The sequence below is a fragment of the Pseudomonas sp. HN2-3 genome (genome assembly GCF_020691745.1).
Lineage (GTDB): Bacteria > Pseudomonadota > Gammaproteobacteria > Pseudomonadales > Pseudomonadaceae > Aquipseudomonas > Aquipseudomonas capeferrum.
In genome coordinates this window covers 4,526,013-4,541,827 of the sequence record NZ_CP085704.1, presented here as the reverse complement: position 1 = coordinate 4,541,827, position 15,815 = coordinate 4,526,013, and the positions used below count along the sequence as shown (strand labels likewise).

The following is a 15,815-nucleotide window of genomic DNA, read 5'->3' as shown; positions in this document are numbered from 1 at the left end:
CATTGTACGGGGGCGAAACGAAGGCGTACAGGATGCCCCAGGGCGTGGCAAATGTCAGCCAAGAAAAAGCCCGGCAATCGTGCCGGGCTTTTTCAGGTGCGGGGCACTATAAGCGAGGCTTACAGGATGCTCAGCGGGTACTCGACGATCAGACGCAGTTCGTCGATCGAGCTCGAACCGTAGTACACACCGTCGCTGGAACGGTAAGTGGCCTGACGGACACGGAAGCTCAGGTCCTTCGCTGGGCCGCTCTGCATCACGTACTTGACGTCGATGTCGCGTTCCCATTCCTTGCCGTTGTCGGTGGTGCGGGTGGTTGCACCGCTACCGCGAGCATAACGGGTCATGAAGGTCAGGCCTGGTACGCCGAACTCGGCGAAGTTCAGGTCGTAGCGTGCCTGCCAGGACTTCTCGTCTTCGGCGTTGAAGTCGGAACGGGCGATGGAGTTGGCCAGGAACACGGTACCGCCGCCGTCTACGCCGTAGGCGTAGTCGCCGTCACCGCTGACCTTCTGGTAGGCCAGGGTAAAGGTGTGGGCGCCGATGTTGTAGGCGCCGGACAGGCTGGCTGCGATGTTGTCGAGTTCGTTGCTGCCGTCGGACTTGGTGACGAACGCGCCAGTGCGGTTGTCGCCGATGGACTTGGTGTCATAGATGTTGAAGTCGAACACCAGGCCTTGCTTGTCGCTGATCGGCAGCGCCCAGTTCACGTTGCCGTACCACTTGCGGAAGTGATCTTCGACGCGCGAGTAGTAGATGCTGGTGCTGAGGCTGTCGGTAAAGGCGTAGGTGCCACCGAAGATGTTGGCTTCGCTCAGATTCAGGCTGTCGTGGTAGGTCTGAGCCTGGGCATTCATCGCGGTGAAGTGACCGGCGTTCAGGGTCAGGCCGCTGATCTCGTTGCTGGTGATCAGGCCGCCTTCGGCAACTTCCGGCAGCAGTCGGCTGTCGTCGGTGGCGAATACAGGCATGGCGGTGAACTGGTCGCCGAACTTCAGCACGGTATTGGAGATGCGCATTTTTACAGCGCCACCGCCTTCGGAGTAATCATCTTGCGAGCGACCGTCGGAGCCTTGTGGGAACAGGCCGGTGCCGGCACGGCCACGGCCGCTGTCCAGCTTCAGACCGAGCATGCCGATGGCGTCGACGCCGAAGCCTACGGTGCCCTGGGTGAAGCCCGATTCGTAAGTGCCGAGGAAGCCAAGGCCGGTTTCTTCCACGCGGCTCTGGGTGCCGGCTGGGTTGTTGCGGAAGTCACGGCTGAAGTACAGCATGCGAGTTTTGACGTTCAGCTGGCTGTCTTCGATGAAACCCTTGGACTCGTCTTGTGCAGAGGCGAAGGCCAATTGCGAGGTCCCTGCCGAAACGGCCAGGGCGATCATGCTCCACTTCATCACGCGCATCGTGATTTGCTCCTTTGGTTTTTAGGAAGAGTACCGCTGCGCCCAAGTCTTTTAGTTATATGGGGCAGCTCTTTCTTGTTATGTCGGCGGAAATGTATAGCACGCTGACTGTTGTTGGCGATATGGGCATATAGAACCTTTCGGGAACTTTATAGCCATGTCGCTTGTAGGTAATTCCATGTCGCAAATCACGTCCCGGATTCCCGGGCCGTACAACGCCAGCGCCGTTCCTGTCACCGTAACGAATCTGTAACTACAGATTCCGGCTAGGGAAACTCCCTGGTGTATCCAAAGCGGCTGTTGTTATTTGTCGCGTACATCCCTTGATGCAGATGTCGTGCCGACTTGGTGTGGAGGGAATGCAACAAGCGTGCACAAAATTAACCCCGGTTCATGAAATTTTCACAAATGGGGGTGCCGAAGGTCGGAAAGTACCGGAAACACGGGCTGAGGCTTGTCTGATGGTGTGCCAGATAAGTTAGGCGTTTCAAACCCAAAAGCTGTCATAAAAGTCAATGTGTTACCGGCCACTGTTAATGCAGTGTCATTCGAGTGGGTAAAAGCGTAGTGGTGTGCTCGTTTGCGGCCTCATTTTGGTGCGAAAAGTAGCGCTGTGTTACCGCCGTTGTGCAGGCGGCGGGCATGGATGAACTTAAAGTGTGCAGCGCAGGGCAGCGCTTGCATGCCGGCGCCTGCGAAGCAAGGTATCCTTGCCCGATGCCCCGTGTAGGGCGGGCCCGTTTTTGTTTGTTGGAGGTTTTGCAGTGTTTGAGATGGATACGCGTTTGCAGCAGGATTGCCTGGTGCTTGGAGACTTCCCGTTGTGCCGTCTGCTGCTCAGCAAAGATGCCAATTACCCCTGGTTCATCCTGGTGCCCAGGCGCGCCGGCGTGAGCGAAGTGTTCGACTTGAGTCAGGAAGACCAGGCCCAGCTGTTCAAGGAAACCACGGACCTGGCGCAGGCGCTCAAGGGTGAGTTCAAGGCTGACAAGATGAACGTTGCCACGCTGGGCAATGTGGTCAGCCAGTTGCACATGCATGTCATCGTTCGCCGCCATGGCGATGTGGCCTGGCCTGCGCCGGTGTGGGGCAGGGTGCCTGCGGGCGAGTATGCGCCTGGGCAGGTCGACGCCATTCGTCAACGCCTTCGCACGCTGCTCGACAACGATTACCAGGAGGCCTGATATGACACCTGAATCGCGAATTATCGAGCTTGAAACCCGCCAGGCGTTCCAGGACGACACGCTCCAGGCGTTGAATGATGTGGTGGTCGAGCAGGGGCGTGTGATCGACCGCTTGCAACTGCAGATGGCCGAACTGCTCAAGCGTTACGAAGAAATGGTAGGGCAGTACGGCAGCGAGGGAGAAGAGGCGCCGCCCCCTCATTATTGAGTTCAGGCAGCCCTGGCATTGCACCAGGGCTGGCAAGGTCAGCGCCGGGTTACTGCCACCACATCTTCGGCCTGCAGGCCTTTGTCACGGTGCATGACCGAAAACTCGACGCGCTGGCCTTCCACCAGAATACGGTGGCCTTCGCCGCGAATAGCGCGAAAGTGCACGAAGATGTCATCGCCCGAATCGCGGGAAATAAAGCCAAAGCCTTTGGAGGTATTGAACCACTTCACGGTGCCCGTATCGCGGTTGCCGGCCTCCAGTGGGGCGCTCTGGCTGTTGCGGGCCTTGCGGGGGGCACGGGCGAAACCTGCGGCCAGGTGCAGGGCCACGGCCAGCACCGCGCAGACCAGTGCAGCCAGGTTGCCCATCTCGGGGCGAGCCAGCAGGGTCAGTGTCTGCAGTACCACGGCGACCACCAGCAAGGCGCAAGCCAGGTGTTGCAGCTGTTGCCGTGCACCTCGGTAGTACAGCGGCACGACCGGGGCCAATACCAGGTTAAGCAGGCCGAGCAGTGCCAGGTAGACCGCATCGGGTTGCTGCAGGAAGGGTGTTGCATCGGTTTTCAGGCTGGGCATGAGCGATAGCAGCAAAGCCGCTACGCCCGTCACCAGGTGGACGATCTTGAACATGGGGTTGGCTCACAGTTGACAAGCTGATCACAGGAAGAGCTGGCGACACGGTGCGCATGAGGTGTAAAGCGCGAACACGTGATGGGCCAGCCTATGCACCCGGCAATGACAATCCGCACGGGTGGCACCCTGCCTATTTAACAGCAAAGGCGCAGGCTACTCAAACCGCAGGTCTGCGCAGCCGATGTGTTGCGCCATGTCACAGGCGGCTTTTGCCAAGTGTTGATACAGTGTCAAGGGCCCGCTTGATCATCAAGCCTTATGGAAAGGGGAACTTCATGGCAATCGATATCGGTATCAGTGAAGAGGATCGCAAGTCCATCGTCGACGGGCTGTCGCGCCTGTTGTCGGATACCTATGTGCTGTATCTGAAAACCCATAACTTTCATTGGAACGTCACCGGCCCTTCGTTTCGCACCCTGCACCTGATGTTCGAAGAGCAATACAACGAGCTGGCCCTGGCGGTCGACTCGATCGCCGAGCGGATTCGTGCCCTGGGCTTCCCGGCACCGGGGTCCTATGCATTTTATGCGCGGCATTCTTCGATCAAGGAGGAGGAGGGCGTGCCGGTGGCGGATGAGATGATCCGTCAGTTGGTGCAAGGCCAGGAAGCGGTCGTGCGCACGGCGCGCAGCATCTTCCCGGTGGTGGATAAGGTCAGCGATGAGCCGACCGCCGACTTGCTGACCCAGCGCATGCAGGTACACGAAAAGACTGCCTGGATGCTGCGCGTGTTGCTTGACGGTAAATAGCCGCCGTAGCGTCAGAAATGCCTGAAAAGCCCGGTTGCCGTCACGGCAACCGGGCTTTCTGCATTTCTGCGGGAAGGTTTTGCCGCTGCTGCGGATGCGCAGGCTGGCGCTTCATGGCTGCCGTAGCCCTGGGTGCAGGGCAATGACAGGCGATGGATGGAGTGGCCCGATGGCGAGTATGTGGCAGGTGGACAAGCGGGGCGCTGGTCAGGGGGGGTGGCCAGGCAAGCAATGCGTCGACCCCTTCAAGGCCGATTTCGACATGCTGCAGATCAGGCCGGTGTCACGCTCGGTCCGGCTCAATGGGTTTTCAACCTGCCTGCGGCTGGAAGCAGTCTACTGGGGCATTCTGGAGCGTATCGCCGAGGCCAACCGCTGTTCGGTCAGTGCGGTGCTGTCGTATGTGGACCGCGAGGTACATCTGCGCCAGGGTGGGGTACGCAACTTCAGCGGCCTGATCCGCGTGATCTGCGTCGCCTGGCTGCTCGACCCGCCGAGTGCACGCTGATCGCCAGGCGGGCTGCGCAGTGCTTGCTAACCATATATAATCCCGCTTTTTGCTGCCCCGGCAGCCAGCGTTATGGTTGACGAGAGACACCCATGCCCCTTTATGACTATCAATGTGCGTCCTGCGAGCACCGCATGGAAGCGCTGCAGAAGATCAGCGCCGCGCCGCTGACCGATTGCCCGGCCTGTCAGGCGCCGGCACTGAAGAAGCTGCTGTCTGTCCCAGGCTTTCGCCTGAGCGGCACCGGTTGGTACGAAACCGACTTCAAGACCGGGGCAAAAAAGAATCTGGCAGGCGGCGACAAGGCCGACTGAGTTGAATGCTGTGACCGGGTCTTGCAGTATTAGCCCTCTGGGCGGCCAAGGCCTCCACCGAATACACGAATCACGAGAAGCGAAACCACCATCATGATGCGCAGCCATTATTGCGGCCAACTGAACGAGAGCCTGGACGGCCAGGAAGTCACCCTTTGCGGCTGGGTCCATCGTCGCCGCGACCACGGCGGGGTGATCTTCCTCGACATCCGTGACCGCGAGGGCATGGCCCAGGTCGTATTCGACCCTGATCGCGCCGAAACCTTCGCTGCCGCCGACCGTGTGCGCAGCGAGTACGTCGTGCAGATCACCGGCAAGGTACGCCGCCGTCCGGAAGGCGCGGTCAACCCGAACATGGCCTCCGGTGGCATCGAAGTGCTGGGCTACGAACTGCAGGTGCTCAACGAGGCCGAAACGCCGCCGTTCCCGCTCAACGAATACTCCGACGTCGGCGAGGAAACCCGCCTGCGCTACCGCTTCATCGACCTGCGTCGTCCGGAAATGGCCGACAAGCTGCGTCTGCGTTCGCGCATCACCAGCAGCATCCGTCGCTTCCTTGACGAGAACGGCTTCCTTGACGTCGAGACGCCGATCCTCACCCGCGCCACCCCAGAAGGCGCGCGTGACTACCTGGTGCCGAGCCGCACCCACGCTGGCAGCTTCTTTGCCCTGCCGCAGTCGCCCCAGCTGTTCAAACAGTTGCTGATGGTTGCCGGTTTCGACCGTTACTACCAGATCGCCAAATGCTTCCGTGACGAAGACCTGCGTGCTGACCGCCAGCCGGAATTCACCCAGATCGACATCGAGACCAGCTTCCTCGATGAAGCCGAGATCATGGGCCTCACCGAGAGCATGATCCGCAAGCTGTTCAAGGAAGTGCTGGACCTGGAGTTCGGTGAATTCCCGCACATGACCTTCGAAGAAGCCATGCGCCGTTACGGTTCCGACAAGCCAGACCTGCGGAACCCGCTGGAACTGGTCGACGTTGCCGATCAGCTCAAGGACGTCGAGTTCAAGGTCTTCGCAGGCCCGGCCAACGATCCTAAGTGCCGCGTTACCGCCCTGCGTCTGCCAGGCGGCGCCAGCATGCCGCGCAGCAAGATCGACGAGTACACCAAGTTCGTCGGCATCTACGGTGCCAAGGGCCTGGCGTACATCAAGGTCAACGAGCGCGCCAAAGGCGTCGAAGGCCTGCAGTCGCCGATCGTCAAGAACATCCCTGAGGCCAACCTCAACGTGATCCTTGATCGCGTGGGCGCAGTCGACGGCGACATCGTGTTCTTCGGCGCCGACAAGGCCAAGATCGTCAGCGAAGCCCTGGGCGCGCTGCGGATCAAGGTGGGTAACGACTTCAACCTGCACACCTGCGAATGGGCGCCGATGTGGGTTGTCGACTTCCCGATGTTCGAAGAGAACGACGACGGCAGCTTCACTGCGCTGCACCACCCGTTCACTGCACCGAAGTGCTCCCCGCAAGAGCTGGAGGCCAACCCGGCCACCGCGCTGTCGCGTGCTTACGACATGGTGCTGAACGGCACCGAACTGGGTGGCGGCTCGATCCGTATCCACCGCAAAGAGATGCAACAGGCGGTGTTCCGTCTGCTGGGTATCGAAGCGGCAGAACAGGAAGAGAAGTTCGGCTTCCTGCTCGACGCCCTGAAGTTCGGCGCCCCGCCTCACGGTGGCCTGGCCTTCGGCCTGGATCGCCTGGTCATGCTGATGACCGGCGCCCAGTCGATCCGTGAAGTGATCGCCTTCCCGAAAACCCAGAGCGCTGCCTGCGTCATGACCCAGGCCCCAGGCATGGTCGACGCCAAGGCCTTGCGCGAGCTGCACATCCGCCTGCGCGAACAGACCAAGGTCGAGTAAGCGGGCCCCAGGCGCATCCACATGGATGCGCCTTTGCGTTACGGCGCAGGTTTTTTTGTCGTTGCGCCCCGTCAGGGGCGCAATTGTTTGTGTTTCAAAGAATTTGGAGTCGTTATGGCTGGTCATTCCAAGTGGGCGAACATCAAGCACCGCAAAGAGCGCCAGGATGCCAAGAGAGGCAAGGTCTTTACCAAGTGGATCCGTGAGCTGACCGTTGCAGCCAAGCAGGGCGGCGGTGACCCGGCGTCCAACCCGCGCCTGCGTCTGGCGCTGGACAAGGCCCTTGGCGCCAACATGAGCCGCGATATCATCGACCGCGCTGTTGCCCGTGGTGCTGGCACCAACGAAAGCGACAACGTCGAAGAGCTCAGCTACGAGGGTTACGGCCCAGGTGGCGTGGCGATCATGGTCGAGGCCATGACCGACAACCGCAACCGTACTGCCGCGGCCGTGCGTCATGCCTTCACCAAGTGTGGTGGCAACCTCGGTACCGATGGCTCGGTGGCCTACCTGTTCGAGCGCAAGGGCCAGATCAGCTTCGCGCCGGGGGTGGATGAAGACGCCTTGATGGAAGCCGCGATGGAGGCCGATGCCGACGACGTGGTGAGCAATGACGATGGCTCGTTCGACGTCTTCACGTCCTTCAACAGCTTCTACGCTGTGCGTAATGCCCTGGAAGAGGCCGGCTTCAATGCCAATGACGCCGAAATCGTCATGCAGCCGACCACCAGCGCCGATCTCGACCTGGAAGGCGCAGAAAAGGTGCTCAAGCTGATCGACATGCTCGAGGACCTGGACGACGTGCAGAACGTCTATTCCAATGCGCAGATTTCTGACGAGATCATGGAAAAACTCGGCTAAGGTGTGCTGGCGGATCAAGCCCGGCATGTGAGTTTTTCAGCGTCTGTACCGGCCCTTTCGCGGGGCGAGCCCGCTCCCACAGGTCCCTGCCATCCTTAAGGCCAGCGGGGTACCTGTGGGGGCGGGCTTGCCCCGCGAAAGGGCCGGTGCAGTTTGCAAAAATGCATCCCTAAATACGACAGGCGTTATGACTCTGATTCTTGGTATCGACCCCGGCTCGCGGATCACCGGTTACGGCGTGGTTCGCCAAACGGCCCGTGGTTGCGAGTATGTGGCGTCGGGTTGTATCCGCACGGGCAGTGGCGAGTTGCATGAACGTCTGCAGATCGTCTTTCGCGGTGTCGGCGAGGTCATCAGGCTGCACGAACCGGTAACCATGGGCATCGAACGGGTGTTCATGGCCCGCAACCCCGACTCGGCGCTCAAGCTCGGCCAGGCCCGCGGTGCGGCGATCGTGGCGGCGGCCGAGGCGGGGCTGGAAATCGCCGAATACAGCGCCACCCAGGTCAAGCAGGCCGTCGCGGGCACGGGCGGTGCCAACAAGGAGCAAGTGATGATGATGGTCATGCACCTGCTCAAGCTGACGCAAAAGCCGCAGATCGACGCCTCCGACGCCCTCGCCATCGCCCTGTGCCATGCCCATACCCGCTCCAGCCTGGTGCCACATGGCTTGGCCACGGCACGCCGACGCGGTGGGCGCTTGCGTCTGTAAGCGCTTCATGCGCTGATACACATTTTGTTCGGGTGGCAAGCTCACCCGGCGCATTTGCTGATAGGGTTGAGCGGTCTTTGACCGGCTCCCCGAGAGGAAGGATCGGAACGTGATTGGACGTTTGCGCGGCACCCTGGCGGAAAAACAACCGCCGCACCTGATTATCGACGTCAATGGCGTGGGCTACGAGCTGGAAGTGCCCATGACCACCCTGTATCGCCTGCCCAAGGTTGGCGAAACGGTGACCGTGCACACCCACCTGGTGGTACGTGAAGACGCCCACTTGCTCTATGGCTTCCACGAAAAGCGCGAGCGCGAACTGTTCCGCGAACTCATTCGCCTCAATGGCGTCGGGCCGAAGCTGGCGCTGGCATTGATGTCGGGCCTGGAAGCCGACGAGTTGGTGCGCTGCGTGCAGGCCCAGGACACCTCGGCCCTGGTGCGCGTGCCGGGTGTTGGCAAGAAGACCGCCGAACGCCTGCTGGTCGAACTCAAGGACCGCTTCAAGGCCTGGGAGACCTCGCCGGCCATGTTCACCCTGGTGTCCGACGGGCCGGTACCGGCCAGCGGCGACTCCTCGGCCGAGGCCGATGCGGTCAGTGCATTGGTTTCCCTGGGCTACAAACCCCAGGAAGCCAGCAAGGCAGTGTCCGCCATCAAGGACAAGGCCGGCCTGAGCAGTGAAGAGCTGATCCGCCGCAGCCTCAAAGGGATGATTACCAAGTGATCGAAGCCGACCGTCTGATCGCCGCCAGTGGGCGTGACCGCGAAGAGGTCCAGGACCGCGCGATCCGCCCCTTGCGCCTGGATGACTACATCGGGCAGCCCGTGGTGCGCGAGCAGATGGCGCTGTTCATCCAGGCCGCGCGTGGCCGCAGCGAGTCGCTTGACCATACCTTGATCTTCGGCCCGCCAGGGCTGGGCAAGACCACCCTGGCCAACATCATCGCCCAGGAAATGGGCGTGTCGGTCAAGAGTACCTCGGGGCCAATTCTCGAGCGCCCGGGCGACCTGGCGGCGATGCTGACCAACCTTGAGCCCCATGACGTGCTGTTCATCGACGAAATTCACCGGCTTTCACCGGTCGTCGAAGAGGTGCTCTACCCGGCAATGGAAGACTTCCAGCTCGACATCATGATCGGCGAGGGGCCCGCCGCACGTTCGATCAAGCTCGACCTGCCGCCCTTCACCCTGGTGGGGGCCACCACCCGTGCCGGCATGCTGACCAACCCCTTGCGGGACCGTTTCGGCATTGTTCAGCGCCTGGAGTTCTACAGCGACAAGGACCTGGCGACCATTGTCAGCCGTTCCGCCGGTATCCTGGGCCTGGTCATCGAAGACCAGGGCGCCTTCGAGATCGCCCGGCGTGCCCGTGGCACGCCACGTATCGCCAACCGCTTGCTGCGCCGTGTGCGCGACTACGCCGAGGTGCGCGGCAAGGGCCAGATCACCAAGGCCGTGGCAGACCTTGCGCTGAACCTGCTTGACGTCGACGAGCGTGGTTTCGACCACTCCGACCGCCGCCTGCTGTTGACCATGATCGAGAAATTCGACGGTGGCCCGGTGGGGGTAGACAACCTTGCGGCAGCCATCAGCGAAGAGCGTCACACCATCGAGGACGTGCTCGAGCCCTACCTGATCCAGCAGGGTTACATCATGCGCACGCCGCGCGGCCGTGTGGTCACCCGGCATGCCTACCTGCACTTTGGCCTGAATGTTCCCGGGCGCCTGGGGGAGGGTAGTGATTTTTCCGAGCCAGGCGATGAATGACAGATCAAAACCGGCTTTTTGTGGTCCTACCGCTGGCATGCCACAGGCGCGCTGGCAATAAGACATTAATGAAGAAAAAACAGTTGCCGCAGCGGATTGGCAAGCTGAGGAGTAAGCACTAGAGTATGCGCGCGCAAAATCAGCTCGAACCGTTCGCCCACCGTTGTCGCGTCTATTACGAAGACACCGATGCGGGCGGCGTGGTGTATTACGTCAACTACCTGAAATTCATGGAGCGCGCGCGTACCGAGCGGTTGCGGCACCTGGGCTTTTCCCAGTCGCAGCTGGCCGGTGAAAACCTGTTGTTCGTGGTCCATTCCAGCGAGGCGCGCTATCACGCGCCGGCGCGGCTGGACGATGAGCTACGGGTCACCGCGCAAGTACTTGAACTCAATCGTGCCAGCCTGCGCTTCGTGCAGCAGGTCTGGCGGGAAAAGGATGAAACGCTGCTCTGCGAGGGGCAGTTCCTGGTGGCCGCCGTGCGCGCCGACACTTTCAAACCCCGAGCCATACCCCCCAAGCTGCGCGACGCCTTTATGGCGGACGGCTCGGGTACTCAATCGAATGCAGGAGAATAAGCGTGGAAGCTAACGTCGTCGACCATACCTCCATGTGGAGTCTGGTCAGCAATGCCAGCGTGGTGGTACAGCTGGTAATGCTGATCCTGGTGGCCGCCTCGGTCACCTCATGGATCATGATCTTTCAGCGCAGCACCATGCTGCGCGCCGGTCGTCGTGCGCTGGATGCCTTCGAGGAGCGCTTCTGGTCGGGTATCGACCTGTCCAAGCTGTACCGTCAGGCAGGCAGTAACCCGGACCCGGACTCGGGCGTGGAGCAAGTCTTCCGCGCAGGTTTCAAGGAGTTTTCGCGCCTGCGCCAGCAGCCTGGCGTAGACCCGGACGCGGTCATGGAAGGCGTTGGCCGGGCCATGCGCGTGGCCATCTCGCGTGAGGAAGAAAAGCTCGAGCAGAGCCTGCCGTTCCTCGCCACTGTCGGTTCGACCAGCCCGTACATCGGCTTGTTCGGTACCGTGTGGGGCATCATGAACTCCTTCCGCGGCCTGGCCAGCGCCCAGCAGGCCACTTTGGCCACGGTTGCCCCAGGTATCGCCGAAGCCCTGATCGCCACCGCAATCGGCCTGTTCGCGGCAATCCCTGCGGTTATCGCCTACAACCGTTTCGCCGCACGCAGCGAAGTGCTGATCGGCCGTTACTACACCTTCGCCGACGAGTTCCAGGCGATCCTGCACCGCAAAGTGCACACCAGCGAAGAGTAATCAGGTAGAAGCCCATGGCCCGAGTTCGCCACAAACGCAAGCCGGTCGCCGAGATGAACGTGGTGCCCTACATCGACGTGATGCTGGTGCTGCTGGTCATCTTCATGGTGACGGCCCCCATGCTCAACCAGGGCGTGAAGGTCGACCTGCCCAAGGTTTCCAGTGAAGCCTTGCCGCAAGACAACAACGTCCAGATTCTCACCATCTCCATCAAGGCCGACAAGACCTACTACTGGAACCTCGGCAGCGAAGTCGATACCGATAAACAGATGGACAAGGCCATGACCTTGCCCGACATGACCAACGCAGTGACCAAGATCATTGCTGCCGGTCGTGACCAGGGCAAGCAGACCCAGGTCTTCATTCGTGGCGACAAGGCTGTCGACTACGGCGCGGTCATGGGTGCCATGGGCGGGTTGCAGAAGGCCGGTGTCGGTAACGTTGGCCTGATTACCGAGGCGCCCTGATGCAACAGCGAGAGCCATCCGCCTCGGAAAGCTACTTCTGGCCCAGTGTCTGGGCCATCGGCCTGCATGTGCTGGTGTTCGCTATGCTGTTCGTCAGTTTTGCCATGACGCCTGAACTGCCGCCTTCCAAGCCGATCGTCCAGGCTACTCTGTATCAGCTCAAGTCCAAGAGCCAGGCGACTACCCAGACCAATCAGAAGATTGCCGGGGAAGCGAAGAAAACCGCCTCGCGCCAGACCGAAGTCGAGCAGCTGGAGCAGAAGAAGGTCGAGCAAGAGGCCGTGAAGGCCGCGGAACAAAAGAAAGCCGACGCCGCTCAAAAGGCCGAGGAGGCTCGCGAGGCCGCCGAAGCCAAGAAGGCCGAGGACGCCGCCAAGGCCGCCGAGGCGAAAGAGGCCACCGAGGCCAAGAAAGCCGCCGAAGCCAAGAAGGCCGATGAGGCGAAGAAAGCCGCCGAGAAACAGCAGGCCGACATCGCCAAGAAGAAGGCTGAGGAAGAGGCCAAGAAGAAAGCCGCCGAGGACGCCAAGAAAGAGGCCGCCGAGGAAGCGAAAAAACAAGCCACCGAGGATGCCAAGAAAAAGGCAGCCGAAGAGGCCAAGAAGAAAGCAGCCGAGGACGCCAAGAAGAAAGCGGCGGCCGAGGACGCGAAGAAGAAGGCAGCTGAAGAGGCCAAGAAAAAGGCCGCGGCAGACGCCCAGAAGAAAAAGGCACAGGAAGCGGCCCGCAAGTCGGCAGAAGACAAGAAAGCCCAGGCCCTGGCCGAGCTGTTGTCCGATACCACCGAGCGGCAGCAGGCGCTGGCTGACGAGCAAGGTGACCAGGTGGCCGGCGATTTCGACGACCTGATCCGCATGCGCGCAGCCGAGGGCTGGGCACGTCCGCCTTCCGCGCGCAAGGGCATGACGGTAGTCCTGCAGATCAACATGCTGCCAGATGGCACCATCACCAACGTCAGCGTGTTGCGCTCCAGTGGCGACGGCCCGTTTGACAGTTCGGCGGTGGCAGCGATGAAGAACATCGGTCGTCTGACCGAAATGCAGGGTATGAAGCCGAGCGATTTCAACAGGTATCGTTCGTTCAAGATGACATTTACTCCTGAGGATCTAGCGTTGTGATTAAACTCCTTCGAGGACTGCTGGTCATGCTGTGCTGCGTGGCAGGCATGGCCGTAGCAGAGGAAAAGAACATCCTGGTCACCAGCGGCAGCGACCGGGCCACGCCCATCGCGGTAGTGCCGTTCGGTCTGCAGGGCGGCAGCGTGCTGCCCGAAGACATGGCTGACATCATTGGCAACGACCTGCGCAACTCCGGCTACTACTCGCCGATCCCGCGGCAGAACATGATCAGCCAGCCTTCCCAGGCCAGCGAAGTCATCTTCCGCGACTGGAAGGCGTTGGGTGCGCAGTACGTGATGGTCGGCAGCATCGTGCCGTCCGGCGGCCGCCTGCAGGTGCAGTACGCCCTGTTCAACGTCGCCACCGAGCAGCAAGTGCTGACCGGCAGCGTGGCGGGCAGCGTCGACCAACTGCGCGACATGTCGCACTACATCGCCGACCAGTCGTTCGAAAAGCTCACCGGCATCAAGGGTGCGTTCTCTACCCGCATGCTGTACGTGACGGCCGAGCGTTTCTCCACCAACAACACCCGTTACACCCTGCAGCGCTCGGACTACGACGGTGCCCGGGCAGTGACCCTGCTGCAATCGCGTGAGCCGATCCTGTCGCCACGCTTTGCACCGGATGGCAAGCGTATTGCCTATGTGTCGTTCGAGCAGAAGCGCCCGCGCATCTTCGTGCAGCACATCGACACCGGCCGCCGTGAGCAGGTCACCAACTTCGAAGGCCTCAACGGTGCACCGGCCTGGTCGCCTGACGGTTCGCGCCTGGCGTTCGTGCTGTCGAAAGATGGCAACCCGGATATCTACGTGATGAACGTGGCTTCGCGTCAGATCAGCCGTGTCACTGCCGGCCCCGGTATCAATACCGAGCCGTTCTGGGGCAAGGATGGCAACACCCTGTACTTCACCTCCGACCGTGGCGGCAAGCCGCAGATCTACAAACAGTCGGTTAGTGGTGGTAGCGCCGAGCGCGTAACTTTCGTTGGTAACTACAACGCCAACCCGAAACTTTCGGCGGACGAAAAGACGCTGGTGATGATCCACCGTCAGCAGGGCTTCACCAACTTCAAAGTGGCGGCACAGGACTTGCAGCGCGGAAGTGTAAAGATTCTCTCAGAAACAAGTCTTGATGAGTCTCCCACTGTTGCGCCAAACGGCACCATGCTAATCTACGCCACCCGCCAGCAGGGCCGGGGAGTCTTGATGCTCGTGTCGCTTAATGGCCGCGTGAGGCTCCCACTTCCTACCGCTCAAGGCGAAGTCAGAGAACCGTCCTGGTCCCCTTACCTGAACTGATTGCGGCGTAATACGTTTTGCTTAACACACTGGGGTTTCATTAGGAGTTTCACGATGGAAATGCTGAAGTTTGGTAAATTCGCTGCGCTGGCTCTGGCCATGGCTGTAGCTGTAGGTTGCTCCTCGAAAGGCGGTGACAACGCTGGTGAAGGCGCTGTTGACCCGAACGCTGGCTACGGTGCCAACACTGGCGCTGTCGACGGCTCCCTGAGCGAAGAAGCCGCCCTGCGCGCAATCACCACCTTCTACTTCGAATACGACAGCTCGGACCTGAAGCCAGAAGCCATGCGCGCTCTGGACGTTCACGCCAAGGACCTGAAGTCCAACGGCAACCGCGTTGTTCTGGAAGGCAACACCGACGAGCGCGGCACCCGCGAGTACAACATGGCTCTGGGTGAGCGTCGTGCCAAGGCCGTTCAGCGTTACCTGGTTCTGCAGGGCGTTTCCCCTGCTCAGCTGGAACTGGTCTCCTACGGTGAAGAGCGTCCTGTTGCTACCGGCAACGACGAGCAATCCTGGGCTCAGAACCGTCGCGTAGAACTGCGTAAGTAAGTTCCCATGCGAATGTGCCGCCGTGTAGTAACCGTCCTCGCACTCAGCCTGCCGCTCGCGGCCTGGGCTGAGGTCCCTGTAGTAGATGACAACGCAGGCAGTTATCCGCCTGCGGGTTATGGCACGAGCGGCGCCTATGCCGGGGCAGGGGCTTCAACCCCTGCCTCGGCACAGGGCCAGCTGTTCATGCAGCTGCAACAGATGCAGGACCAGCTTTCCCGCCAGCAAGGCATCATCGAAGAGCTGCAAAACGATGTGTCGCGCATGAAGCAGGAAAACCTGGAGCGATACCAGGACCTGGACCGTCGCATCAACAGTGGTGCCGCGCCTGCCGCGACCCCTGACAATTCCTCTACCGGGGGCGCATCCAATGCCGCCGCCGGTGCAGCAGCAGGTGCCGCTGGCGCCGCTGCGCAACAACCGGCCGCCAGTGGCGAGCCCGGTGATCCGGCGAAAGAGAAGCTCTATTACGATGCTGCTTTCGACCTGATCAAGCAGAAGGACTTCGACAAGGCCAGCCAGGCGTTCAACGCCTTCCTGCGCAAGTACCCCAACAGCCAGTACGCCGGCAATGCCCAGTATTGGCTGGGTGAGGTGAACCTGGCCAAGGGTGACCTGCCAGGCGCCAGCCAGGCGTTCGCGCAGGTGAGCCAGAAGTACCCCAAGCACAGCAAGGTGCCTGATTCGCTGTACAAGCTGGCCGACGTCGAGCGCCGCATGGGCCACACCGACAAGGTCAAAGGCATTCTGCAACAGGTCATTACCCAGTACCCTGGCACATCCGCCGCGCAACTGGCGCAGCGTGACCTGCAAAAGCTCTAAGCAGCACCCTTCGCAAGAAACCCGCGCCAGTCGCGGGTTTTTTCGTTAGAATCACTGCCCTTTTTCTTA

The 15,815-nt window shown here is 61.0% G+C and carries 19 protein-coding genes; 17 read left to right on the top strand and 2 right to left on the bottom strand.

Features of this window, described 5'->3' with window-relative positions:
• Positions 1 to 119: 119 nt before the first annotated feature.
• Positions 120 to 1,403: an OprD family porin gene (locus LJX93_RS20600; protein ID WP_033699857.1), complete on the bottom strand. Its 1,284-nt coding sequence runs from the start codon at positions 1,401 to 1,403 to the stop codon at positions 120 to 122.
• A gap of 764 nt (positions 1,404 to 2,167) precedes the next feature.
• Here LJX93_RS20600 and LJX93_RS20595 point away from each other — a divergent pair.
• Positions 2,168 to 2,587: an HIT family protein gene (locus tag LJX93_RS20595; protein WP_033699855.1), complete on the top strand. Its 420-nt coding sequence runs from the start codon at positions 2,168 to 2,170 to the stop codon at positions 2,585 to 2,587.
• A gap of 1 nt (position 2,588) precedes the next feature.
• Positions 2,589 to 2,795, top strand: coding sequence for a SlyX family protein (locus LJX93_RS20590; protein ID WP_033699854.1), 207 nt, complete (start codon positions 2,589 to 2,591; stop codon positions 2,793 to 2,795).
• Positions 2,796 to 2,833: 38 nt separating this feature from the next.
• On the opposite strand, the gene LJX93_RS27385 is transcribed toward LJX93_RS20590, so the two are convergent.
• On the bottom strand, positions 2,834 to 3,427 hold the full coding sequence (locus LJX93_RS27385) for a cold-shock protein (RefSeq protein ID WP_033699853.1): 594 nt from the start codon (positions 3,425 to 3,427) through the stop codon (positions 2,834 to 2,836).
• 278 nt (positions 3,428 to 3,705) lie between these two features.
• On the opposite strand from LJX93_RS27385, the gene LJX93_RS20580 reads away from it, so the two are divergent.
• The 15 genes from LJX93_RS20580 (at position 3,706) to ybgF (ending at position 15,746) form a co-directional block, all read left to right on the top strand.
• On the top strand, positions 3,706 to 4,179 hold the full coding sequence (locus tag LJX93_RS20580) for a Dps family protein (protein ID WP_033699851.1): 474 nt from the start codon (positions 3,706 to 3,708) through the stop codon (positions 4,177 to 4,179).
• A 178-nt stretch (positions 4,180 to 4,357) separates the two neighbouring features.
• Positions 4,358 to 4,687 (top strand): ribbon-helix-helix domain-containing protein, encoded by a 330-nt coding sequence (locus LJX93_RS20575; protein ID WP_033700215.1) that lies wholly within the window; start codon positions 4,358 to 4,360, stop codon positions 4,685 to 4,687.
• 92 nt (positions 4,688 to 4,779) lie between these two features.
• Complete coding sequence (locus LJX93_RS20570) at positions 4,780 to 5,001, top strand: FmdB family zinc ribbon protein (RefSeq protein ID WP_033699849.1); 222 nt, start codon at positions 4,780 to 4,782, stop codon at positions 4,999 to 5,001.
• 93 nt (positions 5,002 to 5,094) lie between these two features.
• Positions 5,095 to 6,870, top strand: coding sequence for an aspartate--tRNA ligase (gene aspS, locus LJX93_RS20565; RefSeq protein WP_033699848.1), 1,776 nt, complete (start codon positions 5,095 to 5,097; stop codon positions 6,868 to 6,870).
• Positions 6,871 to 6,984: 114 nt separating this feature from the next.
• Entirely contained in the window at positions 6,985 to 7,731 is a 747-nt protein-coding gene (locus LJX93_RS20560; RefSeq protein WP_033699847.1) for a YebC/PmpR family DNA-binding transcriptional regulator, read from the top strand.
• Positions 7,732 to 7,918: 187 nt separating this feature from the next.
• Positions 7,919 to 8,443 (top strand): crossover junction endodeoxyribonuclease RuvC, encoded by a 525-nt coding sequence (gene ruvC / locus LJX93_RS20555; protein WP_033699846.1) that lies wholly within the window; start codon positions 7,919 to 7,921, stop codon positions 8,441 to 8,443.
• 109 nt (positions 8,444 to 8,552) lie between these two features.
• Entirely contained in the window at positions 8,553 to 9,170 is a 618-nt protein-coding gene (gene ruvA, locus LJX93_RS20550; protein ID WP_033699845.1) for a Holliday junction branch migration protein RuvA, read from the top strand.
• Positions 9,167 to 10,213: a Holliday junction branch migration DNA helicase RuvB gene (gene ruvB / locus LJX93_RS20545; protein WP_033699844.1), complete on the top strand. Its 1,047-nt coding sequence runs from the start codon at positions 9,167 to 9,169 to the stop codon at positions 10,211 to 10,213. The genes ruvA and ruvB overlap by 4 nt, the downstream gene beginning before the upstream one ends.
• Before the next feature lie 125 nt (positions 10,214 to 10,338).
• Positions 10,339 to 10,791 (top strand): tol-pal system-associated acyl-CoA thioesterase, encoded by a 453-nt coding sequence (gene ybgC / locus LJX93_RS20540; RefSeq protein ID WP_033699843.1) that lies wholly within the window; start codon positions 10,339 to 10,341, stop codon positions 10,789 to 10,791.
• A 2-nt stretch (positions 10,792 to 10,793) separates the two neighbouring features.
• Entirely contained in the window at positions 10,794 to 11,489 is a 696-nt protein-coding gene (tolQ, locus tag LJX93_RS20535) for a protein TolQ (protein ID WP_008090219.1), read from the top strand.
• Between the two features lie 14 nt (positions 11,490 to 11,503).
• Positions 11,504 to 11,956: a protein TolR gene (tolR, locus tag LJX93_RS20530; protein WP_012273765.1), complete on the top strand. Its 453-nt coding sequence runs from the start codon at positions 11,504 to 11,506 to the stop codon at positions 11,954 to 11,956.
• Positions 11,956 to 13,074 carry a cell envelope integrity protein TolA gene (gene tolA / locus LJX93_RS20525; protein ID WP_033699841.1) on the top strand — a complete coding sequence of 373 codons (1,119 nt, stop codon included), beginning with the start codon at positions 11,956 to 11,958 and terminating at the stop codon, positions 13,072 to 13,074. Before tolR ends, tolA begins: the two co-directional genes overlap by 1 nt.
• A 26-nt stretch (positions 13,075 to 13,100) precedes the next feature.
• The gene (tolB, locus tag LJX93_RS20520; RefSeq protein WP_033699839.1) at positions 13,101 to 14,372 is read left to right on the top strand and encodes a Tol-Pal system beta propeller repeat protein TolB; all 1,272 of its coding nucleotides are present in this window, start codon (positions 13,101 to 13,103) and stop codon (positions 14,370 to 14,372) included.
• Between the two features lie 54 nt (positions 14,373 to 14,426).
• On the top strand, positions 14,427 to 14,924 hold the full coding sequence (pal, locus tag LJX93_RS20515; RefSeq protein ID WP_008090230.1) for a peptidoglycan-associated lipoprotein Pal: 498 nt from the start codon (positions 14,427 to 14,429) through the stop codon (positions 14,922 to 14,924).
• A gap of 6 nt (positions 14,925 to 14,930) precedes the next feature.
• The gene (ybgF, locus tag LJX93_RS20510; protein WP_033699838.1) at positions 14,931 to 15,746 is read left to right on the top strand and encodes a tol-pal system protein YbgF; all 816 of its coding nucleotides are present in this window, start codon (positions 14,931 to 14,933) and stop codon (positions 15,744 to 15,746) included.
• The last annotated feature ends 69 nt before the right edge of the window (positions 15,747 to 15,815 follow it).

Coding starts and splice junctions, on each gene's coding strand:
- LJX93_RS20600 (WP_033699857.1), bottom strand. CDS start 1,403: ATGCGCGTGATGAAGTGGAGCATGATCGCCCTGGCCGTTTCGGCAGGG.
- LJX93_RS20590 (WP_033699854.1), top strand. CDS start 2,589: ATGACACCTGAATCGCGAATTATCGAGCTTGAAACCCGCCAGGCGTTC.
- LJX93_RS27385 (WP_033699853.1), bottom strand. CDS start 3,427: ATGTTCAAGATCGTCCACCTGGTGACGGGCGTAGCGGCTTTGCTGCTA.
- LJX93_RS20580 (WP_033699851.1), top strand. CDS start 3,706: ATGGCAATCGATATCGGTATCAGTGAAGAGGATCGCAAGTCCATCGTC.
- LJX93_RS20575 (WP_033700215.1), top strand. CDS start 4,358: ATGTGGCAGGTGGACAAGCGGGGCGCTGGTCAGGGGGGGTGGCCAGGC.
- LJX93_RS20570 (WP_033699849.1), top strand. CDS start 4,780: ATGCCCCTTTATGACTATCAATGTGCGTCCTGCGAGCACCGCATGGAA.
- aspS (WP_033699848.1), top strand. CDS start 5,095: ATGATGCGCAGCCATTATTGCGGCCAACTGAACGAGAGCCTGGACGGC.
- LJX93_RS20560 (WP_033699847.1), top strand. CDS start 6,985: ATGGCTGGTCATTCCAAGTGGGCGAACATCAAGCACCGCAAAGAGCGC.
- ruvC (WP_033699846.1), top strand. CDS start 7,919: ATGACTCTGATTCTTGGTATCGACCCCGGCTCGCGGATCACCGGTTAC.
- ybgC (WP_033699843.1), top strand. CDS start 10,339: ATGCGCGCGCAAAATCAGCTCGAACCGTTCGCCCACCGTTGTCGCGTC.
- tolR (WP_012273765.1), top strand. CDS start 11,504: ATGGCCCGAGTTCGCCACAAACGCAAGCCGGTCGCCGAGATGAACGTG.
- tolA (WP_033699841.1), top strand. CDS start 11,956: ATGCAACAGCGAGAGCCATCCGCCTCGGAAAGCTACTTCTGGCCCAGT.
- tolB (WP_033699839.1), top strand. CDS start 13,101: ATGCTGTGCTGCGTGGCAGGCATGGCCGTAGCAGAGGAAAAGAACATC.
- pal (WP_008090230.1), top strand. CDS start 14,427: ATGGAAATGCTGAAGTTTGGTAAATTCGCTGCGCTGGCTCTGGCCATG.
- ybgF (WP_033699838.1), top strand. CDS start 14,931: ATGCGAATGTGCCGCCGTGTAGTAACCGTCCTCGCACTCAGCCTGCCG.